This is a genomic window from Flavobacterium sp., from assembly GCF_028712645.1.
Classification (GTDB): Bacteria; Bacteroidota; Bacteroidia; order Flavobacteriales; family Flavobacteriaceae; genus Flavobacterium.
The window spans coordinates 1-21,578 of record NZ_JAQTPQ010000028.1 but is presented as its reverse complement, the minus strand read 5'-3'; the positions used below and the strand labels follow the sequence as shown (position 1 = coordinate 21,578).

The 21,578-nt window shown below is 34.6% G+C and carries 24 protein-coding genes; 19 read left to right on the top strand and 5 right to left on the bottom strand.

The features are described 5' to 3' along the window. Positions 1–265 precede the first annotated feature (265 nt). Both PHC28_RS03760 and PHC28_RS03755 read left to right on the top strand, forming a co-directional pair. Positions 266–724, top strand: a complete 459-nt coding sequence (locus PHC28_RS03760) for an FKBP-type peptidyl-prolyl cis-trans isomerase (RefSeq protein ID WP_300096650.1) — start codon at positions 266–268, stop codon at positions 722–724. Between the two features lie 119 nt (positions 725–843). Beyond that, the gene (locus PHC28_RS03755) at positions 844–1,212 is read left to right on the top strand and encodes a four helix bundle protein (RefSeq protein WP_300096649.1); all 369 of its coding nucleotides are present in this window, start codon (positions 844–846) and stop codon (positions 1,210–1,212) included. A 44-nt stretch (positions 1,213–1,256) separates the two neighbouring features. Here PHC28_RS03755 and PHC28_RS03750 read toward each other — a convergent pair whose 3' ends face one another. Both PHC28_RS03750 and PHC28_RS03745 read right to left on the bottom strand, forming a co-directional pair. Further along, a complete protein-coding gene (locus tag PHC28_RS03750; RefSeq protein ID WP_300096648.1) occupies positions 1,257–2,804 on the bottom strand; it encodes an SDR family NAD(P)-dependent oxidoreductase in 1,548 nt (515 codons plus the stop codon). Beyond that, a complete protein-coding gene (locus tag PHC28_RS03745) occupies positions 2,805–3,896 on the bottom strand; it encodes a PD-(D/E)XK nuclease family protein (RefSeq protein ID WP_300096647.1) in 1,092 nt (363 codons plus the stop codon). 109 nt (positions 3,897–4,005) lie between these two features. Between PHC28_RS03745 and PHC28_RS03740 the strand changes: the two genes are divergently transcribed. From PHC28_RS03740 to PHC28_RS03665, 16 genes are all read left to right on the top strand, one after another. Next, positions 4,006–4,785, top strand: coding sequence for an O-methyltransferase (locus tag PHC28_RS03740; protein ID WP_300096646.1), 780 nt, complete (start codon positions 4,006–4,008; stop codon positions 4,783–4,785). 143 nt (positions 4,786–4,928) lie between these two features. Then, positions 4,929–5,615 (top strand): ABC transporter ATP-binding protein, encoded by a 687-nt coding sequence (locus tag PHC28_RS03735; protein WP_300096645.1) that lies wholly within the window; start codon positions 4,929–4,931, stop codon positions 5,613–5,615. A 62-nt stretch (positions 5,616–5,677) separates the two neighbouring features. Next, on the top strand, positions 5,678–6,247 hold the full coding sequence (locus PHC28_RS03730; RefSeq protein WP_300096644.1) for a cob(I)yrinic acid a,c-diamide adenosyltransferase: 570 nt from the start codon (positions 5,678–5,680) through the stop codon (positions 6,245–6,247). A gap of 162 nt (positions 6,248–6,409) precedes the next feature. Beyond that, on the top strand, positions 6,410–6,631 hold the full coding sequence (locus PHC28_RS03725; protein WP_007138072.1) for a DUF2795 domain-containing protein: 222 nt from the start codon (positions 6,410–6,412) through the stop codon (positions 6,629–6,631). A gap of 86 nt (positions 6,632–6,717) precedes the next feature. Further along, complete coding sequence (gene secA, locus PHC28_RS03720; RefSeq protein WP_300096643.1) at positions 6,718–10,059, top strand: preprotein translocase subunit SecA; 3,342 nt, start codon at positions 6,718–6,720, stop codon at positions 10,057–10,059. A gap of 93 nt (positions 10,060–10,152) precedes the next feature. Then, positions 10,153–10,563 carry a hypothetical protein gene (locus PHC28_RS03715; RefSeq protein WP_300096642.1) on the top strand — a complete coding sequence of 137 codons (411 nt, stop codon included), beginning with the start codon at positions 10,153–10,155 and terminating at the stop codon, positions 10,561–10,563. A gap of 133 nt (positions 10,564–10,696) precedes the next feature. Further along, entirely contained in the window at positions 10,697–11,050 is a 354-nt protein-coding gene (locus PHC28_RS03710) for a hypothetical protein (protein WP_300096641.1), read from the top strand. Positions 11,051–11,202: 152 nt separating this feature from the next. Then, complete coding sequence (locus tag PHC28_RS03705) at positions 11,203–11,802, top strand: SCO family protein (protein WP_300096640.1); 600 nt, start codon at positions 11,203–11,205, stop codon at positions 11,800–11,802. An 8-nt stretch (positions 11,803–11,810) separates the two neighbouring features. Next, entirely contained in the window at positions 11,811–12,185 is a 375-nt protein-coding gene (locus PHC28_RS03700; protein WP_300096639.1) for a hypothetical protein, read from the top strand. Positions 12,186–12,224: 39 nt separating this feature from the next. Continuing rightward, positions 12,225–13,091: an AraC family transcriptional regulator gene (locus PHC28_RS03695; RefSeq protein WP_300096638.1), complete on the top strand. Its 867-nt coding sequence runs from the start codon at positions 12,225–12,227 to the stop codon at positions 13,089–13,091. A gap of 12 nt (positions 13,092–13,103) precedes the next feature. Beyond that, positions 13,104–14,108 (top strand): superoxide dismutase, encoded by a 1,005-nt coding sequence (locus PHC28_RS18325; RefSeq protein WP_367277987.1) that lies wholly within the window; start codon positions 13,104–13,106, stop codon positions 14,106–14,108. A 12-nt stretch (positions 14,109–14,120) separates the two neighbouring features. Next, on the top strand, positions 14,121–14,399 hold the full coding sequence (locus PHC28_RS03685; RefSeq protein WP_300096637.1) for a YHS domain-containing protein: 279 nt from the start codon (positions 14,121–14,123) through the stop codon (positions 14,397–14,399). Between the two features lie 177 nt (positions 14,400–14,576). After that, positions 14,577–16,022, top strand: a complete 1,446-nt coding sequence (locus PHC28_RS03680) for a cytochrome c (RefSeq protein WP_300096636.1) — start codon at positions 14,577–14,579, stop codon at positions 16,020–16,022. 1 nt (position 16,023) lies between these two features. Continuing rightward, positions 16,024–17,373: a c-type cytochrome gene (locus PHC28_RS03675; RefSeq protein WP_300096635.1), complete on the top strand. Its 1,350-nt coding sequence runs from the start codon at positions 16,024–16,026 to the stop codon at positions 17,371–17,373. 35 nt (positions 17,374–17,408) lie between these two features. After that, positions 17,409–17,573: a hypothetical protein gene (locus PHC28_RS03670; RefSeq protein ID WP_300096634.1), complete on the top strand. Its 165-nt coding sequence runs from the start codon at positions 17,409–17,411 to the stop codon at positions 17,571–17,573. 636 nt (positions 17,574–18,209) lie between these two features. After that, on the top strand, positions 18,210–18,764 hold the full coding sequence (locus PHC28_RS03665) for an MFS transporter (protein ID WP_300096633.1): 555 nt from the start codon (positions 18,210–18,212) through the stop codon (positions 18,762–18,764). Positions 18,765–18,815: 51 nt separating this feature from the next. Here PHC28_RS03665 and PHC28_RS03660 read toward each other — a convergent pair whose 3' ends face one another. Together PHC28_RS03660 and PHC28_RS03655 are read right to left on the bottom strand one after the other, a co-directional pair. Further along, on the bottom strand, positions 18,816–19,172 hold the full coding sequence (locus tag PHC28_RS03660; protein ID WP_300096632.1) for a helix-turn-helix domain-containing protein: 357 nt from the start codon (positions 19,170–19,172) through the stop codon (positions 18,816–18,818). A gap of 4 nt (positions 19,173–19,176) precedes the next feature. Next, positions 19,177–19,503: a type II toxin-antitoxin system HigB family toxin gene (locus PHC28_RS03655; RefSeq protein WP_300096631.1), complete on the bottom strand. Its 327-nt coding sequence runs from the start codon at positions 19,501–19,503 to the stop codon at positions 19,177–19,179. 100 nt (positions 19,504–19,603) lie between these two features. On the opposite strand from PHC28_RS03655, the gene PHC28_RS03650 reads away from it, so the two are divergent. After that, positions 19,604–19,939, top strand: a complete 336-nt coding sequence (locus tag PHC28_RS03650; protein ID WP_300096630.1) for a DHCW motif cupin fold protein — start codon at positions 19,604–19,606, stop codon at positions 19,937–19,939. A 531-nt stretch (positions 19,940–20,470) separates the two neighbouring features. Here PHC28_RS03650 and pepD read toward each other — a convergent pair. Next, positions 20,471–21,578 (bottom strand): beta-Ala-His dipeptidase (gene pepD / locus PHC28_RS03645; RefSeq protein WP_300096629.1); only part of this gene is annotated, 1,108 nt, incomplete at its 5' end.

Here is a 21,578-nt window from a genome sequence, read left to right as displayed (position 1 = left end):
TGATTCAATAGCTGATTTATATAAAAAAATTAAAGAAAATATCAGCTAACTTAAAATACACTAAGTATCTTACAATACCTGATTGCTCGAATATACAAAAATCATCTCGTATACTGTTAGCGCAGAATTGCATTCTGTGCCCACAAACGAGAGCAAAAAAACAACTACTAAATCTGATTCTGCCGTGGTTTTTCATTTTATAAAACTCATCTACTTACCCTAACAAATTTTACTATATTTGCCATTCAAAAAAAATCCATTACTAATGAAACACCTTTTAACTGCCCTGCTAGCCTTGACTCTTTTCATTTCTTGTTCCAAAGATAAAGGAGCAGAAATTGATTATGTTGCAAAAAACGAACTGGAAATTAAGGACTATATTGCCAAAAACAATTTAACTGCACAAAGAAGCGATACCGGTTTGTATTATGTGATTAATGATCCCGGAACAGGAACGCAACCTACGGCAACATCAAATGTAACTGTAGCCTACAAAGGTTATTTTACTAATGGAAGCGTGTTTGATCAAAGTAGTGCAGCAGGAATCTCATTTGGTTTGAATCAAGTTATAAAAGGCTGGACAGAAGGTATTCCACATTTTAAAACTGGCGGAAACGGGATTCTTTTGATACCTGCTCATTTAGGGTATGGAAATTATGACTACAATGGTATTCCTGGAGGTTCGGTACTTATTTTTGATGTGAAATTAATTTCAGTAAATTAGGAGAACTCATCGAGCCGATAGTTTTCAGTCGCAGTCGCAGTTTTCAGTGTTGGAATGTACAATGAGAAAAAAAAATCAGTTGTTGTAAACTGAGACTGTTAAACTTAAATATAATCAATATGGATTTTAGGGAACTATTAGCTTATCAAAAGTCATTTCAATTAGCAATGGAAATATTTGAACTTTCAAAATCATTTCCAAAAGAAGAAAAATATTCCTTAACTGATCAAATTCGACGTTCATCAAGAAGTGTGCCTGCAAATATTGCTGAATCATATAGAAAAAGACGATATGTAAACCATTTTATTAGCAAACTAACCGATAGTGATGCTGAAAATTCCGAAACAAATGTATGGCTTGAATTTTCTCTAAAATGTGAATATATCAATATTGAAACCTTCGATAATCTTAACAATAAAAGTATTGAAATTGGGAAACTAATTAATTATATGATTAACAATCCGAATAAATTTGGATGTACTATTTAATCATCCAAGACTGAAAACTGAGACTGAAAACTGGGACTGACTTTTTACCACGGAATCGGATTGTAATCTTTCAAAAACTTTCCGCACCAATGTTTTCCTGTATTAATTCCGTCAAATAACGGATCCATAACTCGGGCAGCTCCATCAACAATATCCAATGGTGGTTGAAAATCTTCTTCTTCCTGTTTTCTTTTGGCCAATTCTGCGGGATCTTCATCGGTTACCCAACCCGTATCTACGGAGTTCATAAAAATTCCAGCTTTTGCCAAAGTTCCTGATGAAGTATGCGTCAGCATATTCAAAGCCGCTTTTGCCATATTGGTATGCGGATGACGGTCTTCTTTGAAAAAACGATGGAATTTTCCTTCCATTGCCGAAACATTAATGATGTGTTTTTGTCCCGTATTGTCTTTCTTCATCACTTCGGAAAGTCGGTTACACAATACAAAAGGCGCAACTGAATTTACGAGTTGCACTTCAATCATTTCGGTGGTTTCAATTTGTCCCAAACGCAAACGCCAGCTGTTGGTTTTTCGCAAATCGACTTGCTGCAAATCGGCGTCGAGTTCGCCTTCGGGAAAAACTTCTTGTGCCACCAACGCATTATCAAACGAATAGGGAATCTGCGATAATTTGGCGGAAGCCCGCAAACCAATTCCTGGTTCTGGTCCGTGCCAAGTCACTGGCATATTCTCATTGGATGAAAAACCTGTTGTCAGGACTTTTAATTCATCCAAACAATTGGTGTGATCTAATAATAATTCTTGGGCATCTTTTGGTAAAGAACCTATTGGTAATTCTTCGTTTTCCATCAAATGCGAATAAAACCCAGCTGGTCGTCGCACTGTTTGTGCTGCATTATTGATGAGAATGTCCAAACGCTGATATTTTTGCTCAATAAAATTGCAGAAAATCTCCACACTCGGAATGTGTCTTAAATCCAATCCGTGAATTTTCAAGCGATGTCCCCATTCCATAAAATCGGCTTCTTTAGAAAATCGCAAAGCAGAATCTACTGGAAAACGAGTCGTAGCAATTACAGTCGCACCGCCACGCAAAAGCATTAAAGTAATATGATAACCAATTTTCAATCGAGAACCTGTTATCACTGCAATTTGCCCTTTTACATCGGCGGTTTGAAAACGTTTGGCATAATTAAAATCGCCACAATCCGTACACATCGAATCGTAAAAATGGTGCATCTTAGTAAACTCTGTTTTGCAGACATAACACTTTCTGGGAGTTTCGAGTTCTAATTGTTCTTTGAGTTCCAAATCGTGTGAAGCCAACAGTTTTGGAGCGACAAACACACTTGCTTCCCGGGCATATCGAATTCCGGTTTCCTTACGAGCAGTTCTGTCTTTCTTTTCCTGTTTGCGTTTAGCGACAGCTTTTCCGTCTTTCTTTCTTTTGGCCAACTCATCACGATTAGGACGTGAAAATTGTCCAGCTGCTTTGAGTAATTCGGTTCGTTGCTCTTTCGGGATATCAAATATTTGGTCTGTGTCTGTGTTCAATTGTGCCAAAATAGCGATGCATCGGTCAATTTCTTCCGAAGTTATGGTGGTTTTGTTTTCTAGTATTGATGTCATTTATTCTAAATTTTTAATTCTCAATTCATCAGAATCTATGTATCTAATTTCCCCTTCATCATTAAAAAATATCTTGACATTACTATTATTCTCTAACTTGAATCGTTTTATAGTCCTTTTAGAATCATCCACATAATAAAAAACATTTTTCCGAACATCATCCGGTTTCTTTACATTGTAATGAGCTCTATTTTTTTCATTAACAATTGACAGATTAATATGAGCATCTCTTGTATTCTTAACCAAATCCTTTTCTGTATTAATTTTTACATAGCTTGAAAAGTCCTTCTTTATATTTTCAAGTTGATATTCATTTTCAAAACTTAAAGTATTTGCAAAATCATTTAAAAGATCAATTACAGGTTTTCCATAATTTTTCTTTTCTAGTTTTTCCTTTTTCTCTTCAATATAGCTTTTAAAATCTGTGTTAATAAACGAAAGGAACGACTTTATCAAATAAGAAGATTGATTATTGATTGGGTCAATTAAACCATTATTTTCGTCATTAAATATCTTAAGCAACATATTAAAAACGGAGTCATCTGCTTTATTCCAAAACAAATGGCATTTCCTTTTATATTCTAATTTATCAAAGGACTGCATAGCAATATAAGAAGGTGTTGGCGTTAGATAAATGACATAAATTTCAGGTTTTATGCCTATTTCATTATAATATGCTTCTAAACCATTTAATTCATCTTCTAATTGGGAATCATTTTTGCTAATGGACAAATCCGTGATTTTATTCTCCAAACAAATTGAGTAGAGAATTTCCTTCGTTTTATCCTCAATAATTTCCAAGACAATATCTATGTCTCTTCTTTTTTTCTTGCTTTCAATATTTACTGTCAATTCAGGCAAGATATTAATCGAATAACCCGAAGACTTAGACAAATCTGTTATCTTGCCTACAAATTGAATCTTTTTAAGAAACTCATTATCAACAGCTACAATTTTATTTAAAAAACTTTGCAATAAAAGGCTTGAAAAACCGTGGTCTTCATTTGGGTCAAGCAAATAGGCCAAAAAAGAACTAACATTAGGTTCATTGATGGAGCCGTCATTAGAAGATAAAATTCTAAAAATATTCATATAAAATCAATTAATTTAAAGGCTGCAAATATAGTGTTTAAAGTCAAACAGCTAACTTCTATTCTCGCCTTATAAGTTTTTTGTATCTTCGCTTTTTCTAAAAGTTTCTATGTTATTCCAAATCAAATCCTACCTAAAATTCCTTTGGCATTCGAAAAACGAACACGCCGTGCATTCGCCATTTGTGTTCCATTTGATAACCAAATGTTTTTATGAAAAGAAGTCAAAACCCGAGTATTCCATTTTAAAGGAATATAGAAAATCGCTTTTGGCAAATAAAAAAACAATTGAAGTAACCGATTTTGGAGCGGGTTCCAAAGTATTTAAATCCAACACAAGGCAAATTGCCAAGATTGCCAAAACCGCAGGAATTACAAGAAAAAGAGCCGAATTATTGTTCCGAATCACGAATTATTTTCAGCCGGAAAGTATTTTAGAAATAGGCACTTCTTTAGGATTGGCCACTTCTGCCCTGGCCTTGGGCAATCCAAAAGCATCCGTTACAACATTGGAAGGCTGTCCAGAAACGGCCAATCAATGTCAATTGCAATTGCAAAAATTTAACATCAATAATGTGGAATTAGTACTAACGAAATTTTCAACATACTTCTCCACTTCCCGCTTCCCGCTTCCCGCTTCCCACCTCATTTACTTTGACGGAAACCACTCTAAAAAAGCTACTTTAGAGTATTTTGAACTTTTATTACCCACAATTTCCAATGAAACGGTATGGATTTTCGACGACATACATTGGTCTCCCGAAATGGAAGCCGCTTGGGAAATCATAAAAACCCATCCAAAAGTTACCGTAACCATTGATACCTTTCAATGGGGATTGGTGTTTTTTAGAAAAGAACAAGAAAAGGAACATTTTGTGATACGGGTTTAAAAAAGTCGCAGTTTTCAGTCGCAGTTTTCAGTTTATGAATCTTATCTGTAACAATTTAAAAAAATAACTACTTATTCTAAATATCATCCGTATTTTTGATTTTGAATATTTCGACTGAAAACTGCGACTGAAAACTGAAAACTATGAGCAAGTCATTAATAAAAATAACTAATATCAAACGAGATTTTGTTCTTGGAAACGAAATCGTTTATGTTCTAAAAGGTATTGATTTAGAAATAAACAAAGGCGAATATGTAGCATTAATGGGACCTTCGGGTTCAGGAAAATCTACATTAATGAACCTATTGGGTTGTTTAGACACACCAACTTCTGGGAGCTATATCCTCAACGGAAAAGACGTAAGTCAGATGAAAGATGATGAATTAGCCGAAATTCGAAATAAAGAAATTGGGTTCATTTTTCAAACTTTCAACCTTTTACCTAGAACAACAGCTTTGGATAATGTGGCTTTGCCAATGATTTATGCTGGCTATTCAAAATCCGAACGAAAAGCTCGAGCCACAAAGGTGCTAGAACAGGTGAATCTTAGCGACAGAATGGATCACCAACCCAACCAGCTTTCGGGAGGACAAAGACAAAGAGTTGCAATTGCAAGAGCTTTGGTTAACTCCCCATCCATCATTCTTGCTGATGAACCTACAGGAAATTTAGACAGTAAAACCTCAGATGAAATAATGAAACTTTTAGAGGAAATCCACAACAATGGCAATACTATAATTGTAGTTACTCACGAAGAAGAAATCGCAGCTCACGCTAAAAGAATCATTAGAATGAGAGATGGAATGATTGAGAGCGACACTACAAAATAGTTTATTTGTTTAAATGGTTAATCGTTTAACCGTTTAATCGTTTAACCGCTTAAACAACAAAAATGAAAATCTACACCAAAACCGGTGATAAAGGAACCACAGCACTTTTTGGTGGAACTCGAGTTCCAAAAGACCACATTCGCATAGAAAGTTACGGAACGGTTGACGAATTGAATTCCTATATTGGATTGATTCGTGACCAAGAAATAAATGCGCATTACAAAGAAATCCTGATTGAAATTCAAGATCGATTGTTTACTGTAGGTGCTATTCTCGCCACACCTCCCGAAAAAGAAGTACTGAAAAGTGGCGAAAACAGGTTACAAAATTTAGGGATTTTAGAAAGCGATATCGAATTACTCGAAAACGAAATCGACACAATGGAAAGTGAGCTTCCTCCAATGACCCATTTTGTTTTGCCAGGAGGACATACAACTGTGTCATATTGTCATATTGCCCGTTGCATTTGCCGTCGAGCAGAACGTTTGGCGGTACATTTAGACCATAATGAACCCATTCCCGAAATTGTAATCAAGTACTTAAACCGACTTTCTGACTACCTTTTTGTATTGGCACGGAAGTTGTCAAATGATTTAAACGCTGACGAAGTAAAATGGATTCCGAGGAAATAGTATTCAGTTTGCAGTCGCAGTTTACAGGCTCAAAACTTGAAACTTAGAGCATGAAACTTGAAACAAAAAACACGTTCTTAACTTTAACAAAAAATAAATGTTTTTTTACTTGTCTTATTCAGTAAAAAATTTATTTTTGCACAAAACTAAACAGACATAAAGATGTATTGGACATTAGAACTAGCATCCTACTTAAGCGATGCGCCGTGGCCTGCTAACAAAGATGAACTTATCGACTACGCCATTAGAGCTGGCGCTCCATTAGAAGTAGTGGAAAACCTACAATCTATTGAGGATGAAGGAGAGATATATGAATCGATGGAAGAAATTTGGCCAGATTATCCTACTGATGAAGATTATCTTTGGAATGAGGATGAATATTAAAACAATATCTCAAAAAAAAGTCTCAAAAGAGGCTTTTTTTTTGTTTAAATTTACGCACTTTAAAAAAATAGAAATACAAATATATTATGAGTTTCATAAACAGCATACTAAAAGTCTTCGTTGGAGATAAATCCCAAAAAGACGTCAAGGCTTTACAACCTTATTTAACTAAAATCAAGACTTTCGAAAGTACCTTAATCGCTTTATCTAATGATGAATTAAGAGCTCGAACGACTTTTTTTAAAGATAAAATAAAACAAGCCCGATCGGAGAAAGATACTAAAATAGCTTCTCTTAAATTAGAAGCTGAAAGTACAGAAGATATTGACAAACGAGAAGATATTTATCTTGCTATTGATGCATTAGAAAAAGAAGCTTACGATATTTCAGAGAAAACCTTGATGGAAATTCTTCCGGAAGCTTTTGCCGTGGTAAAAGAAACTGCCAGAAGATTTAAAGACAATACTCAAATTACTGTTACTGCAACAGCGAAAGACCGTGAACTTTCCGCTTCAAAAAGTTATATTGCTTTTGAAGGAGACAATGCTATTTGGTCTAACTCTTGGAATGCTGCTGGAAAGCAAATTACCTGGGATATGATTCATTACGATGTTCAATTGATTGGTGGAATGGTTTTGCACGAAGGTAAAATTGCCGAAATGCAAACAGGTGAAGGAAAAACATTAGTTGCAACATTGCCACTTTACTTAAATGCTTTGACTGGAAACGGTGTGCATTTGGTAACAGTCAATGATTACTTGGCAAAACGTGATAGTACTTGGAAAGCTCCATTATTCGAATTTCACGGTATGACAGTAGATTGTATTGACAATCACCAACCTAATTCTGAAGGCAGAAAAAAAGCCTACGATTCTGATATTACTTACGGAACAAACAACGAGTTTGGTTTCGATTATTTGAGAGACAATATGGCGCATTCGCCAGAAGATTTGGTACAACGAAAACACAATTATGCTATTGTCGATGAGGTCGATTCCGTTTTGATTGATGACGCTAGAACTCCGTTGATTATTTCTGGTCCAGTTCCAGAAGGTGATCGTCACGAATTCACAGAATTGAAACCAAAAATTGAAAATTTGGTAAATCTACAAAGACAATTAGCTAATGGTTTTCTATCGGAAGCAAAAAAATTAATAAAGGACGGTAATACTAAAGACGGAGGTTTCTTATTGCTAAGAGCTTACAGAGCTTTGCCAAAAAATAAAGCATTAATCAAGTTTTTAAGTGAAGAAGGAATCAAACAATTACTTCAAAAAACTGAAAACCAATATTTGCAAGACAACAAACGCGAAATGCCAAAAGTCGATGAAGCTTTGTATTTTGTAATTGAAGAAAAAAATAATCAAGTTGAATTGTCTGATTTTGGAATCCAATATCTTTCAGGAGACACCGACAGTAACTTTTTTGTACTTCCAGACATTGGAACCGAAATTGCTACAATCGAAAGAAAAAATTTAAGTAAAGACGCTGAAGCAGAAGAAAAAGAAAAATTGTTTCAAGATTTTGGAATCAAAAGCGAGCGTATTCACACTTTGACACAGCTTTTGAAAGCCTATACCCTTTTCGAAAAAGATGTTGAATACGTGATTATGGACAACAAGATTATGATTGTCGATGAGCAAACCGGTCGTATTATGGATGGTCGTCGTTATTCTGATGGTTTACACCAAGCTATTGAAGCCAAAGAAAGCGTTAAAATTGAAGATGCAACTCAGACTTTCGCAACCGTAACACTTCAGAATTATTTCAGAATGTACAGTAAATTAGGTGGTATGACTGGAACTGCAGTTACTGAAGCTGGCGAGTTATGGCAAATATATAAATTAGATGTTGTAGAAATTCCTACTAACAGACCTATGGTTCGTCAAGATAAAGAAGATTTAATTTATAAAACTACTCGTGAAAAATTTAATGCTGTAATCGAGGATGTAACCCAATTATCTAATGCAGGAAGACCTGTTTTGATTGGAACAACTTCCGTTGAAATATCGGAATTATTAAGCCGAATGTTGAAAATGCGTGGAGTTACTCACAACGTTTTGAATGCAAAAATGCACAAGCAAGAAGCACAAATTGTTGAAGAAGCAGGAAAACCTGGAGTTGTAACCATCGCAACCAATATGGCTGGTCGTGGAACCGATATCAAATTAACCCCAGAAGTAAAAGCTGCAGGTGGTTTGGCAATTGTGGGTACAGAACGTCACGATTCACGTCGTGTTGACCGTCAGTTACGTGGTCGTGCTGGTCGTCAAGGAGATCCAGGAAGCTCCCAATTTTATGTATCGCTTGAAGATAATTTGATGCGTTTATTTGGTTCTGAAAGAGTGGCCAAAGTAATGGACAGAATGGGATTGCAAGAAGGTGAAGTGATTCAGCATTCGATGATGACCAAATCTATCGAAAGAGCACAGAAAAAAGTCGAAGAAAACAACTTTGGCGTTCGTAAACGTTTGTTAGAATATGATGACGTTATGAATGCGCAACGTGAGGTGGTTTACAAACGTCGTCGTCACGCTTTGCACGGAGAACGTCTGAAACTGGACATCGCCAATATGCTTTATGACACTTGCGATTTAATTGCAACTGATAATAAATTAGCGAATGATTTTAAAAACTTCGAATTCGAATTGATTCGTTATTTTTCTATCACTTCCCCAGTTACGGAAAGCGAATTTAATAAATTGACTGAAATAGAATTGACTGGAAAAGTCTATAAAGCAGCCTCCGCATTTTATGCCGAAAAGACTGAACGTAGCGCCAGAGAAGCATTTCCTATTATCAAAAATGTTTATGAAGATAAAAATAACCAATTCGAACGCATTATCGTTCCATTTACTGATGGAATAAAATCCTTGAATGTAGTTACAGATTTGAAAAAAGCGTATGAAACTAACGGAAATCAATTGGTTGCCGATTTCGAAAAAAACATCACTCTTGCTATTGTAGATGAAGCTTGGAAAAAACATTTACGTAAAATGGACGAGTTGAAACAGTCGGTTCAATTAGCGGTTCACGAACAAAAAGATCCTTTGCTTATCTATAAATTCGAAGCCTATAATCTGTTTAGTTCAATGTTAAATGGAGTAAATAAAGAAGTGATTTCGTTCTTGTTCAAAGGGGATTTGCCACAACAACAAGCTCCTGCTATTCAAGAAGCAAAAGAAGTTCGTAAAAAGGAAAAATACACCGAAAGCAAAGACGAAATCGTAAGCAGCGAAAGCGCCAATCGTGAAGCTGGACAAACACAACAACGTCAAGTTACAGAAACCATAGTTCGTGACCAACCAAAAATTAATCGCAACGATACGGTAACAATTCAAAATGTAGCCAATGGACAAACACAAGAAATGAAATACAAAAAAGCCGAAAGCTTAATCGCCAACGGAACTTGGGTTTTAGTTCATTAACAGAATAAAGATTCTTTTTCAATCCTCAATTACGAAAGTAGTTGGGGATTTTTTTACATTTGGGGGAAATAAAATTTTAATAGAAAGTTGAATTTGAAAAAGGCTGAAAAATACACAAAACAATATCTGTCGGTCGAATTAGCAATAATAGAATCAACTGAACGGATTAATGAATTACCCAACTTAACTGTTTTTGAAAAGTCGATTATTTATAAATATTCAAATGATGGTTACGAAAAGCTAAATGAAAATTTAAGAAATAATAGAGGACAAAACAATTCAGAATTTGGATTACTTTTAGAAAAATGTATAAACAAACTCCCCAATTACATAGGTTTGGTATATCGTGGCGTTTTTCTAAATCAAGAAGAAAAAAACAAGTACCAACTTGCAATGGCAAATAATAGCCGAATTTTAGAAAATACTTTTGTATCTTCAACAAAATCAAGATTAATTGCAATGGGTTTTGGAACAACCCTTTTTAGAATTTATTCCAAAAGCTGAAAAGAAATCGAAAAAATTGCTACATTTGGCTTACACAATCCGCCTAGCGAGCAAGAAGTGTTGTTTAAACCCAACAGAAGTTTTAGAGTATTGGAAGTTCAGGATGATTTGATAACTTTAGAGGAAATTTGATATGACTACTTTAAAAGAAATAGAAAGAAAAAATAGATTAGTTGAAAAGGATTTTGGAGATATTACCGAAATACTATTCAAATCTTTTTTAATTAACAGAACGTATAAAAAAATTTCTTCTTTGGAAAAAAAAGAAGAACTCGTATTGAATTTTACTGATTTTCTTGAAAAATATTTGGAGTTTGATATCGTTAGTTCTAAACAAAACAAATTAAGTATTATTAATTTTATAGACAAGCTAAACCTTCAAAGAGAACTGCTCGAAGTAGAAAAAGGCAATATTAATTTAACCGAATTAAAAGTTGTATCAAAAAGATTTGGGAAAAAAGCACAGTCATCGTTTGAAAAACAATAAAATCATTGTCGTTAGACTTACGAATCAGTTATTGTTTTCGGTTTAAATAATTTTCAAAACTCCTCAATTTCGAAAGTAGTTGGGGATTTTTTTTGATTTCTAAACAGTACAATTGGAGATAAATTTATCAGTCAAATGTGTATATTTGCCAAATGAAGAAAATTATTTTCATTCTTTTGGGTTGCTTACTAAGCTATTGCTCACACAAACCAGAAAAATTGCCTTTTTTGGGCAATTCAATAGATAGTGGAAATGACACTATATACCCAAAAATTCAAGATTTTTCTTTTACAGACCAAGACAGTACAATTATTACCAACAAAACTTTTGAAAACAAAATTTACGTAGCCGATTTTATTTTTCTTTCTTGCCCTACTATTTGCCCAAAAATGAATGCTGAACTAAGTCAAGTTTACACCGTTTTTAAAGATAATCCAAAAGTAGGTTTTCTGTCACATACCATAGACCCAGAACGAGATTCTATAAAAAGGCTAAAAGAATATACAATTGGTGCAGGGATTACTAAAAATTGGCATTTTGTAACAGGCAATAGAGACAGCATCTACAGCATTGCTTCAAAAAGTTACTATTCAACTGCTTATAAAGACTCCAAAGAACCGGGAGGATACGTTCATAGTGGTGGATTTTTACTTGTTGATAAAAATAGATTTATCAGAGGAGTTTATGATGGTACGAATCCACTAGAAACGAAAAGATTGATATGTGATATAAAAATACTCTTGAAAGAATAATGAATCCGATGAAAAAAATAGTCCTATATTTTCTTCTTATGTCGTTTGTGTTTCAAAGCACAAGCAACTTATGGATTATTTCTTCGTTCTACATCAATCAAGATTATATCGCTAAAAATTTATGCGTGAATCGTTTTGACAAAATCCCAGTATGCTATGGCAAATGCTTTTTAGCCAAGCAACTCAAAGAAAACAACAAACAAGAACAAAAAATTCCAAATGTAAAAGAGAAAGAAATTCAGCTTTATTTTTATACTCAAAACACATTACAATTCGATCGTAAAATAACTGCTGATAAAGCAAATAAAGCTATAATTACAAAAGATTTCAATATCACAAATACTTTCCTCTACTCCATATTTCATCCGCCAAAAATGACTTAATTTTTTTAGCTTTTATTCTAATTAAATTAAATCATTACTATGCAAACAGGAATTTTACCCGTATGCAACCTCGATTTATTTGATGAAATTTCTGCGCATTTTTGGGTAGATCGTTTGGAAGGACTTTTAGAAAAATTTCCTAAACTAGAGTATCCTCATAAAAATAATTTTTACACGTTATTGATTGTCAATCAAGCCCAAGGCAAAATTGAGATTGACAACGAAAAAATAAACCTTTTGGATGCCAAAATCATCATAATAAAGCCACGTTGCATCAATAGTATCGAAATAAATAATAAGGCTTCGGGGAAAATAATATGCTTTTCCGAAGACTTTTTCTCATTGCGATATAATAACAATACATTAAGCCAATTTGCTTTTTTAGACAGAGAATCAAAGACCTCTTTTCGATTAGCTGAAGTTCAAAGGCAAAAAATAGACATTTTGTTGCAACTCATACAAGATGAATTTCATTTGCAAAAAAGTGAAACCACTAAAGTAATTCGTTCCTATCTGAATATATTTTTATTCGAATTGGAACGCTTATACAGTCCAATGGGCATTGTTAAAAATCGCAATCTAAAGCAAAGCAAAATTCAACAATTTGAAAAACTGATCGAAACCCATTTTATAACCAAAAAAATGCCTTCAGGTTATGCTAATATGTTACATATAAGTGCCAATTATCTGAACAAACTTTGCAAAGAAGAAACGGGACAAACAGCTGGCGACTTAATCCGAAAACAAATTATCATAGAAGCTCAGCGACTTTTGCATTTTACAAATTACAGTATAAACGAAATTGCAGACAAATTAGGTTTTGAAAACGTTTCCTATTTTGTAACCTTTTATAAGAAGCAAACACAAAAAACACCGGAACAATTTCGAAAAGAAGAAAACAATTAAAACCCTTAAATAATGAAAAAAAATCAATTACTATCCGTCATTTTATTGATCTGTGCATCAGTATCAGCACAGTTTACACAAAAGCCTTTGCCTTATGCCTATAATGCTTTAGAGCCGTTCATTGATGCCCAAACAATGGAAATTCATTACAGTAAACACCACGCTGCTTATGTAAAAAATCTTAACACAGCCATAAAAGGAACTGATGCCGAGAAGATGTCTATCAATGAAATCTTTTCAAATGCTTCCAAATTGAGTCCTGCCATTCGAAATAATGCAGGCGGACATTTCAATCACGAATTGTTTTGGTCAATTTTAACTTCTGAAAAAAACACAAAACCGTCAGCCGATTTAGAAAAGGCCATCAATGAAAGTTTTACCAACCTAGATACATTAAAAGTAAAACTCAACAAGGCAGCAACTACTCGATTTGGCTCAGGTTGGGCTTGGTTATATGTGAGTCAGGATGGGAAATTAGCCATTTGTTCTACTGCCAATCAAGACAATCCTTTGATGGATATTGCCGAAAATAAAGGGAACCCAATTTTAGCTATTGATGTTTGGGAACACGCCTATTATTTAAAATACCAAAACAAACGTACCGACTATCTTACGGCACTTTGGAATATTATCAATTGGAACGAAGTGAGCAACAATTTTGCAATTGCAACTACAAAAAAGAAAGGACAATTTGATGATTGGCAAGAACTTAAAAACTTTCATCAAGTAATGTCCCAAACGTTTCATCCTAGCGAAGAAGGAAACTTAAAACCTATTAAAGAACGAAGCGGCGAAATGGTTCTGAAAGCCGATTTATTGGCAAAATCAACTATTCCTGCCCCATTCAATTCTAAAGAAGTGGTTCAAGCCACCAAAGAACTTGCTACTGAAAGTAAAAAATTGGATGCGATGATAAAAGCAAAAGCCAGTGATGCAAAAATTAAATCCGCTTTAGAAAAATTGCACGATATATTTCATAAAATAATTGGTCTTTGCTCAAATGAAGATAACCATTAAAAATAAATTATAATGAAAAAAGTACTATTCCTGCTTTGTGCTACAATATTCTTTAGTTGTGTCCAAAAAGAAGCAAACATAGTAAAAGAAACAACAAGTCTCATTGAACCCGAAAATCCGCTTAACAAATTGAAATACGATAACAAAATCGATTTCTACTGCCAAATGGATATTACGGAATACGGCGTTAGCGATACAACGAACTATAAAGGAAAACTATATGGTTTTTGTTCGAAAATGTGTAAAGATGAATTTCTAAAGACACCTGAAGAATATTTGGCAAAAAAATAATATCCTGCTAAATATCAATATGACTGGATTGAAAATCTAAATCAACAAGTGTAAATACCAATAAAAAAAACACTTTTATCAAACCAAGCAGGAACGTTTTTCTAAACTTCCTGCTTTATTATTTTTAGCAAAATAAACAGACCTAACTGAAATTTGCACAATCAAATTTATACCATTATGGATTTTCCAATGTTTCATTTAGACTGGCTCAATAATCGAATGCTAATTGCAATCATCGCCATTCTTCACGTTATTATCAATCACGGACTGGCTGTCGGTTTTATGCCCTTTGTAACTTGGCTCGAACAACGAGGAGTTTCCCGAAGCGGCAAAGACCAAATCACCGATATGGAATGGGACAATATGGTGTACAAAATAATGAAAGTCGCTTTTATTATTACAACAACCATCGGTGCAATGACGGGCGTTGGAATTTGGTTTTCGGTTGCACTCGTGAGTCCAGCATCTATCGGAAGTTTAATTCGGGTTTTTTACTGGGCTTGGTTTACGGAATGGTTGGTTTTTGTAACCGAAGTTGTTTTGATTATGATTTATTTTCTGACTTGGAAAAACAGCAATACTACTTTAAAAGCAAAACTGCGTCATATAAAATTTGGTTGGTATTTAAGTTTATTTTCTTGGATAACAATGGCAATTATTGTTTCTATACTTGGTTTTATGATGGATCCTGGCAATTGGGAAACCAATCACACTTTGCTAAACGGTTTCACTAATCCAATATATTTACCACAGCTCTTTTTTAGAACCCCAACAGCAATGCTTGTTGCCGGTATCTTCGGAATGTTTTTAATTACATTATTTACAAAAGCTGGCACCGAAATTAGAATTAATGCCGTAAAATATGCTTCAAAATGGTTGCTGTTTTGGGCGCCGCTCTCACTAATTGCAGCCTATATGTACTACCGAGCAATGCCAGATGCAATGACCGAAAATTTGAGTACAGCTGTAGGAACTATTGCTTTTGCCCAATATTACAATCTACTAATGTATTTTGCTTTTGGAGGAGTAGCCTTTACCTTAATTATAGCCTTTATTGGAATCTATAAAACAAAATTACTAAAACCTTATCTTGTTATTATACCAGTAATTACTGCAATGGCATATCTCGGATTTTTCGAACGCGTTCGTGAATTTATTCGAAAACCTTACGTAATTAGCCAATATATGTATTCCAATCTTTTGCTAAAAGACGATTATGTGGTTTACAAACAAGATGGAATTTTAAAACACGCCACTTACACCTCTGTAAATGAAGTTACCGAAGACAACAAAGTCGAAGCAGGAAAAAATGTTTTCATAATAGCCTGCAGCCGTTGTCATACAGCCCAAGGTGTCAATAGTGTTGTATATGTTTTTGACAGAATGTATAGCGGAAATGGAAAACCATTAGATATTGGAGCAATGGCAGCCTATATGCCTAATATGCACAACGGAAGAACCTTTATGCCTGAATTTCCTGGAAATGAAAAAGAAGCCGAAGCTCTGGCGGTTTACATCAACTATTTGCAACAAACTGGGGATGTTCTGGAAGGCGCACAAGAAGAAGGAATCTCCATAAATCCAAACAATACAGCTTCGGCTTTAATCCATAAAAACAAATAAGATGTTGACTAGTTTATTTATAGCATTACAAAGCGTTACACCAGTTCCAAAAGACATTCCATTGCCGTTACCATTACCAGAATGGTTGTTAATAATCATACTTGTCGTTTCCTTTTTAGCACATATTCTATTTGTGAATCTAATGGTTGGTGGGTCATTGCTAACACTTTGGTCACAAATAAAAGGACTAAAAAATAAAGAATATGATATTTTAGCCCACGAAATAGCGGCGACAATAACCGTAAACAAAAGTATGGCGGTCGTAATGGGAATTGCTCCATTATTGAGTATCAACGTGCTTTACACCGTATATTTTTATTCTGCAAATGCACTAACCGGTTTAATGTGGTTAGCCGTAATTCCTTTGGTTACCGTAGCTTTTCTATTAACTTATCTGCATAAATACACTTGGAAGATTTTAGAAAACCATAAAGCCATCCATATTTCAATCTTGGCTTTGGCGGTTGTCATCTTTATGTTTATTCCGTTTATTTTCTTAACGAATATCAATTTGATGCTCTTCCCAGAGAAATGGGCGTTGGTCAAAGGGTTTTTCAGTGCTATGACTTTGCCGAATGTTTTTCCAAGATATTTTCACTTTATTTTCGCCTCTTTATCTATTACAGGTTTGTTTTTGCATTGGTATATGGGCAGAAAAAATTATCCATTCGAAACCATTTTTCCGACTTTTACCCGATATGAATTAAAGAAAAAAGGGTATTCCTTAACATTAGTAGCATCGGTTGTTCAGTTTTTGATTGGTCCATTGGTATTGCTAACATTACCGTCCAAAGGATTGGGTTGGAATCTGGTTTTTGTCATTTTTACAGGGGCAGCAATTGCACTTCCTGCAATGTGGATGATGTGGAAAGGAATTCAAGGAGACGAAAGTACAATTGACAAAGATTTCAAAAAAGTATTGACTCTAATAACCATTACTGTTGTTTTTATGGGTTCAGGTCGTCAGATTTACCGAATGAATGCTTTGGCAAAACATCAAGAATTGGTAAAACTAAAAACAGAAGAATTTCAACAAATCAAGAAAGAAGCTATTGCCAAAAGTAAACAAGCCCAAGCACAAGAAAACACTTCCGATTTATCTGTTGCTGACAAAGGCAAAGCGGTTTTCAATCAATATTGTGCAGCTTGTCATAAAGTAGATACTAAATTAGTTGGACCACCAGTGCTGGAAATGGCAAAAATTTACAAAGACAATATTGCCGACTTACAAAAATGGATTAAAAAACCAGGTAAAAAACGCCCTGACTATCCACAAATGCCTGGTTTTGAATCGCAACTCAATCAAGAACAATTAGATCAACTTGCAGCGTATATTTTAACTATTAAATAAATTGAATTAAAAAAAACGCTCTAAAACAATAAATTATGACACAATTTTTTGCCATTATGATTATCGTATTCGTTTTTGCATCCATCGTATTCCTGATAAAAATCAAATCGACAACCTTGCAAATTTTAAAAACAAAAGAGCTAAACAACGAAGAAAACAAATTAGAAAAAGACTACCAATTTATTAAAGGACTTTATTAGTTAAAAAGTGCATTTCCATACAAAGTAATGTTTCTTTATTTTGGTTAGTTTGAAGCCCTGAACTGCTGACACTCGACAGGGCTTCTTTTTTTTATCCCAAAATTCTAGATCAACGAAAAGAAATATAACTGATTTCACTAAATATTTATCCCAAATTAACTTCCTATTATATTTTTTTAAACAGGATAAGTCTGTCTTAATTAAAAGACTATTTTACTATTTCTAAACCAAATATCTTGAATACCTAATGGAAAGAAACTCCGTTTGCTACTGAAACTCGTTTGCAAAATGAACCAGTGCCAATAACTGATGTTTGTTTTACACCCGGAACAAAATTTTTAGCAATGCTAAGTGTAAGTTATTATTTTAAGTAAAAAATAAAGCTTGATTGCTAAAGAGACTTGGCCTTTAGGCTCTTAACAGTTGGCTTCTGTCATCGCAAGGAGTTGCGAGGAACGAAGCAAAGCAATCTCATTTCAATCCTCAATTACGAAAAGTAGTTGGGGATTTTTTTTTACATTTGAGAAGAATAAAACGTCGTCTATTTGTCATTCCGACGCAGGAGGAATCTCATTTGTTGCTCTCGCTATGTGATTTCTCCTGTTGGTCGAAATGACAAAATAAAAAACCACCACCTTGAAAAACATCACGCGCACTGTTTGGATTTTATCGTTCGTAAGTCTGTTTACGGATATGGCAAGTGAAATGCTGTATCCAATAATGCCCATATATTTGAAAACCATTGGTTTTTCGATTGTGCTTATTGGTATTCTTGAAGGCGTTGCCGAAGCCGTTGCTGGATTGAGCAAAGGTTATTTTGGCAAACTTTCGGACAATTCAGGAAAACGAGTTCCTTTTGTGCAAATTGGCTATACTTTCAGTGCTATTTCTAAACCAGTGGTGGCATTTTTTATTTATCCTCTTTGGATATTCTTTGCACGAACCATCGACCGTTTTGGAAAAGGAATCCGAACTGGCGCAAGAGATGCCATACTTTCGGATGAAGCCACTCCTGAAACCAAGGGAAAGGTTTTTGGTTTTCAAAGTATATGCACGATGCTCGCCAGTTCATTAGCAGGATTGATTTGGTATCAATTTGGAGCAAGCGAAACCTTTATGGTAACGGGAATTGCGACGATTTTGATATTGTTTTATTTTGTGTTTTGGGTTAGGTTGAAAGATGGGAAATAGTGGAGTTTTATAAACTGAAATAGAAAAAACAGAACACAAAGGCAAAACCTTTTAAGCACTGTGCAGAAAAACATCGGCTGGAATTCTAAAATAATCCTTCAGTTTTTGCGCCATTTTTAAGGTTATTTCTCGTTTTCCAGAAAGAATTGCAGAAACGTGTCCTTTACTTCCTATTATTGGCTCAAGATCTTTGGCTTTCAACCCCATTTCTTGCATTTTATATTTTATGACTTCCAGTGCATCAAGCTCTGGTAATTCATAATGTTTTTCATCATAATCTTTTACCAAAACCAATAGTAAATCTAACTCATCACCTTCTGGCGTGTTCGGTTCTGCGTGGAATATTTCCATCAATCGCATTGAAGCGATATTGTAATCTTCTTCGGTTTTTAATACTTTCCAGTTCATAATTCTATTTTTTATCGGTTAAGATTGTCGTATCAAAAGCAACAGTTTCAACATTAATCTTGTCGTATTCTTTGTGCGTTCCAAACCAAATTACATAGCAAGCCGTTTGCAAAAAATTAACTGAAACCACCAATCGAAAATCATTGCCTTTTATATTGAAAACAACTCTGTTGTGGTTTACAATACTTGCGTTTCCATATACTTTTTTGAGTTCATTAAAATTGCTGAATTCTAATTTTGAGAACTCATTATACCAAATTAATAATGGCGTTTCTGCCATTGGATATTTTTTGATATAAAATAAAATCGTTTTCTTTACGAGGATTTTCATAAGCAAATGTAATTAAAAGTTTTCAATTTGCAAACTAATTATTTATTAGTTGGAACTTAGTTAAAAAAAAGAGAATTCAAAACATAACAAAACTTATCAAATGACCATCCCATTCCAAACCATCGACTGGAGCAATATAGAAAAAACAGAACACAAGGGTGAAACCGGAACTTCTTACTGGCAAACAATGCAATTTGCAGGACTTCGTATTCGCAAAGTTGAATATTCATCAGGTTATTTGGCGGATCATTGGTGCCAAAAAGGACATATTGTGCATTGTCTGGAAGGCGAATTTATCAGCGAACTGGAAAATGGTGAGCAATTCCATCTTTCGAAAGGAATGACGTATATTGTTTCTGACGATTTGAGTTCGCACCGTTCCATTACTGACAAAGGTGTCACTTTATTAATCATCGATGGCGATTTCTTGAAATAAGGTGAAGTATGAAAACCATCAGGGGAAAAGCACCAATTTTTTTTTCACGAATTACACTAATTTGCACGAATTATGAGAATTCTAAAAAAAATACTCGAATTTTATCTGCCTATGGCAGATTCCTGACCCGAGACCAAAGGTCGAACGGACGAAGTAAATATTACGACATCCAAATTCGTGTGAATTCGTGTAATTCGTGGCTGAATTTTTGTTTTTGAAACCATAGCGAGGTTGCCTTGCGAAAAACACCTAAACTCTTTTTCTTATAAAAAATATTCTTTATATTTACTTGTTTAAAAACAGAAAAATAACCTTTAAATATACATAAAATGGCAAAAAGTCAAGACGCAAAGAAAAACGTAAAAAAAGAGCCTCTTAAAACCGCCAAGGAAAAGAAAGAGGAAAAAAGAGAAAAGAAAAACAGCCCGAAAAGGGATTAGTTTTTAAAGTTTTCAGACTCAGTCGCAGTTTTCAGTCGCAACTAAATAACAAAGTCGAACTGGAAACTGGGACTGAAAACTGAGACTAATTTTACTTCACAGGAATATTCTCTAGAATTTCCAATACAAATTTCCAGAATTTCTGAGAAGATTGTATCGAAGCTCTTTCATCTGGTGAATGCGCTCCTTGAATCGTTGGTCCAAAAGAAATCATATCCATATCTGGATAATTTGTTCCTAGAATTCCACATTCTAAACCAGCGTGACAAGCCACTACTTTTGGCTTTTCGTTGTTTTGTTTCTCGTAAATATTCACCAATAAATCTAAGATTTCTGATTTTACATTGGGTTTCCAACCCGGATAAGAACCTGCCAAATTCACTTCGCAACCACTTAATTCAAAAGCAGAACGCAAGGCATTTGCCAAATCAAATTTGGAAGTTTCTACTGAAGAACGCGTCAAACATCCAATAGAAATTTCGCCCTCTTTGATGATAACTCGCGCCACATTATTCGAAGTTTCCACTAAATCTTCCATATCGGCTGACATTCTGTAAACACCATTGTGCGCTGCATAAATCGAACGAAGAATCCCTTCTTGAACGCCCAAATCCATTACTTTTTTCGGCAAATCGCATTTCACGATTTCAATTGTCAGGTTCGGTTCGGTAGTTTTGAATTCGGCCTTGATGTCGTTGATGATTTCCTGCATATCAAAAACATAAGCTTCGTCATACATTCCAGCAACGACAACCTTGGCAACGCTTTCTCTCGGAATCGCATTGCGCAAACTTCCGCCATTAATTTCCGAAACTTGAAGTCCAAAATTCTCGAAAGCATCAAATAACAAACGATTCATTATTTTATTGGCATTACCCAAACCTTTGTGAATATCCATTCCAGAATGTCCACCATTCAAGCCTTTCACAGTAATGGTATAACCAACCGAATCTTCAGGAGTTTCCTCTTCTTGATAACTTCTAGTTGCTGTAACGTCAATTCCTCCGGCGCAACCAATGTCGATTTCATCATCTTCTTCGGTATCTAAATTCAAGAGGATTTCACCTTTTAGGATTCCGCCTTTTAGGTTCAAAGCTCCTGTCATTCCAGTTTCTTCATCAATAGTAAACAAAGCCTCGATAGCAGGATGTTTGATTGTTTTTGATTCTAAAATTGCCATAATCATTGCCACACCAAGA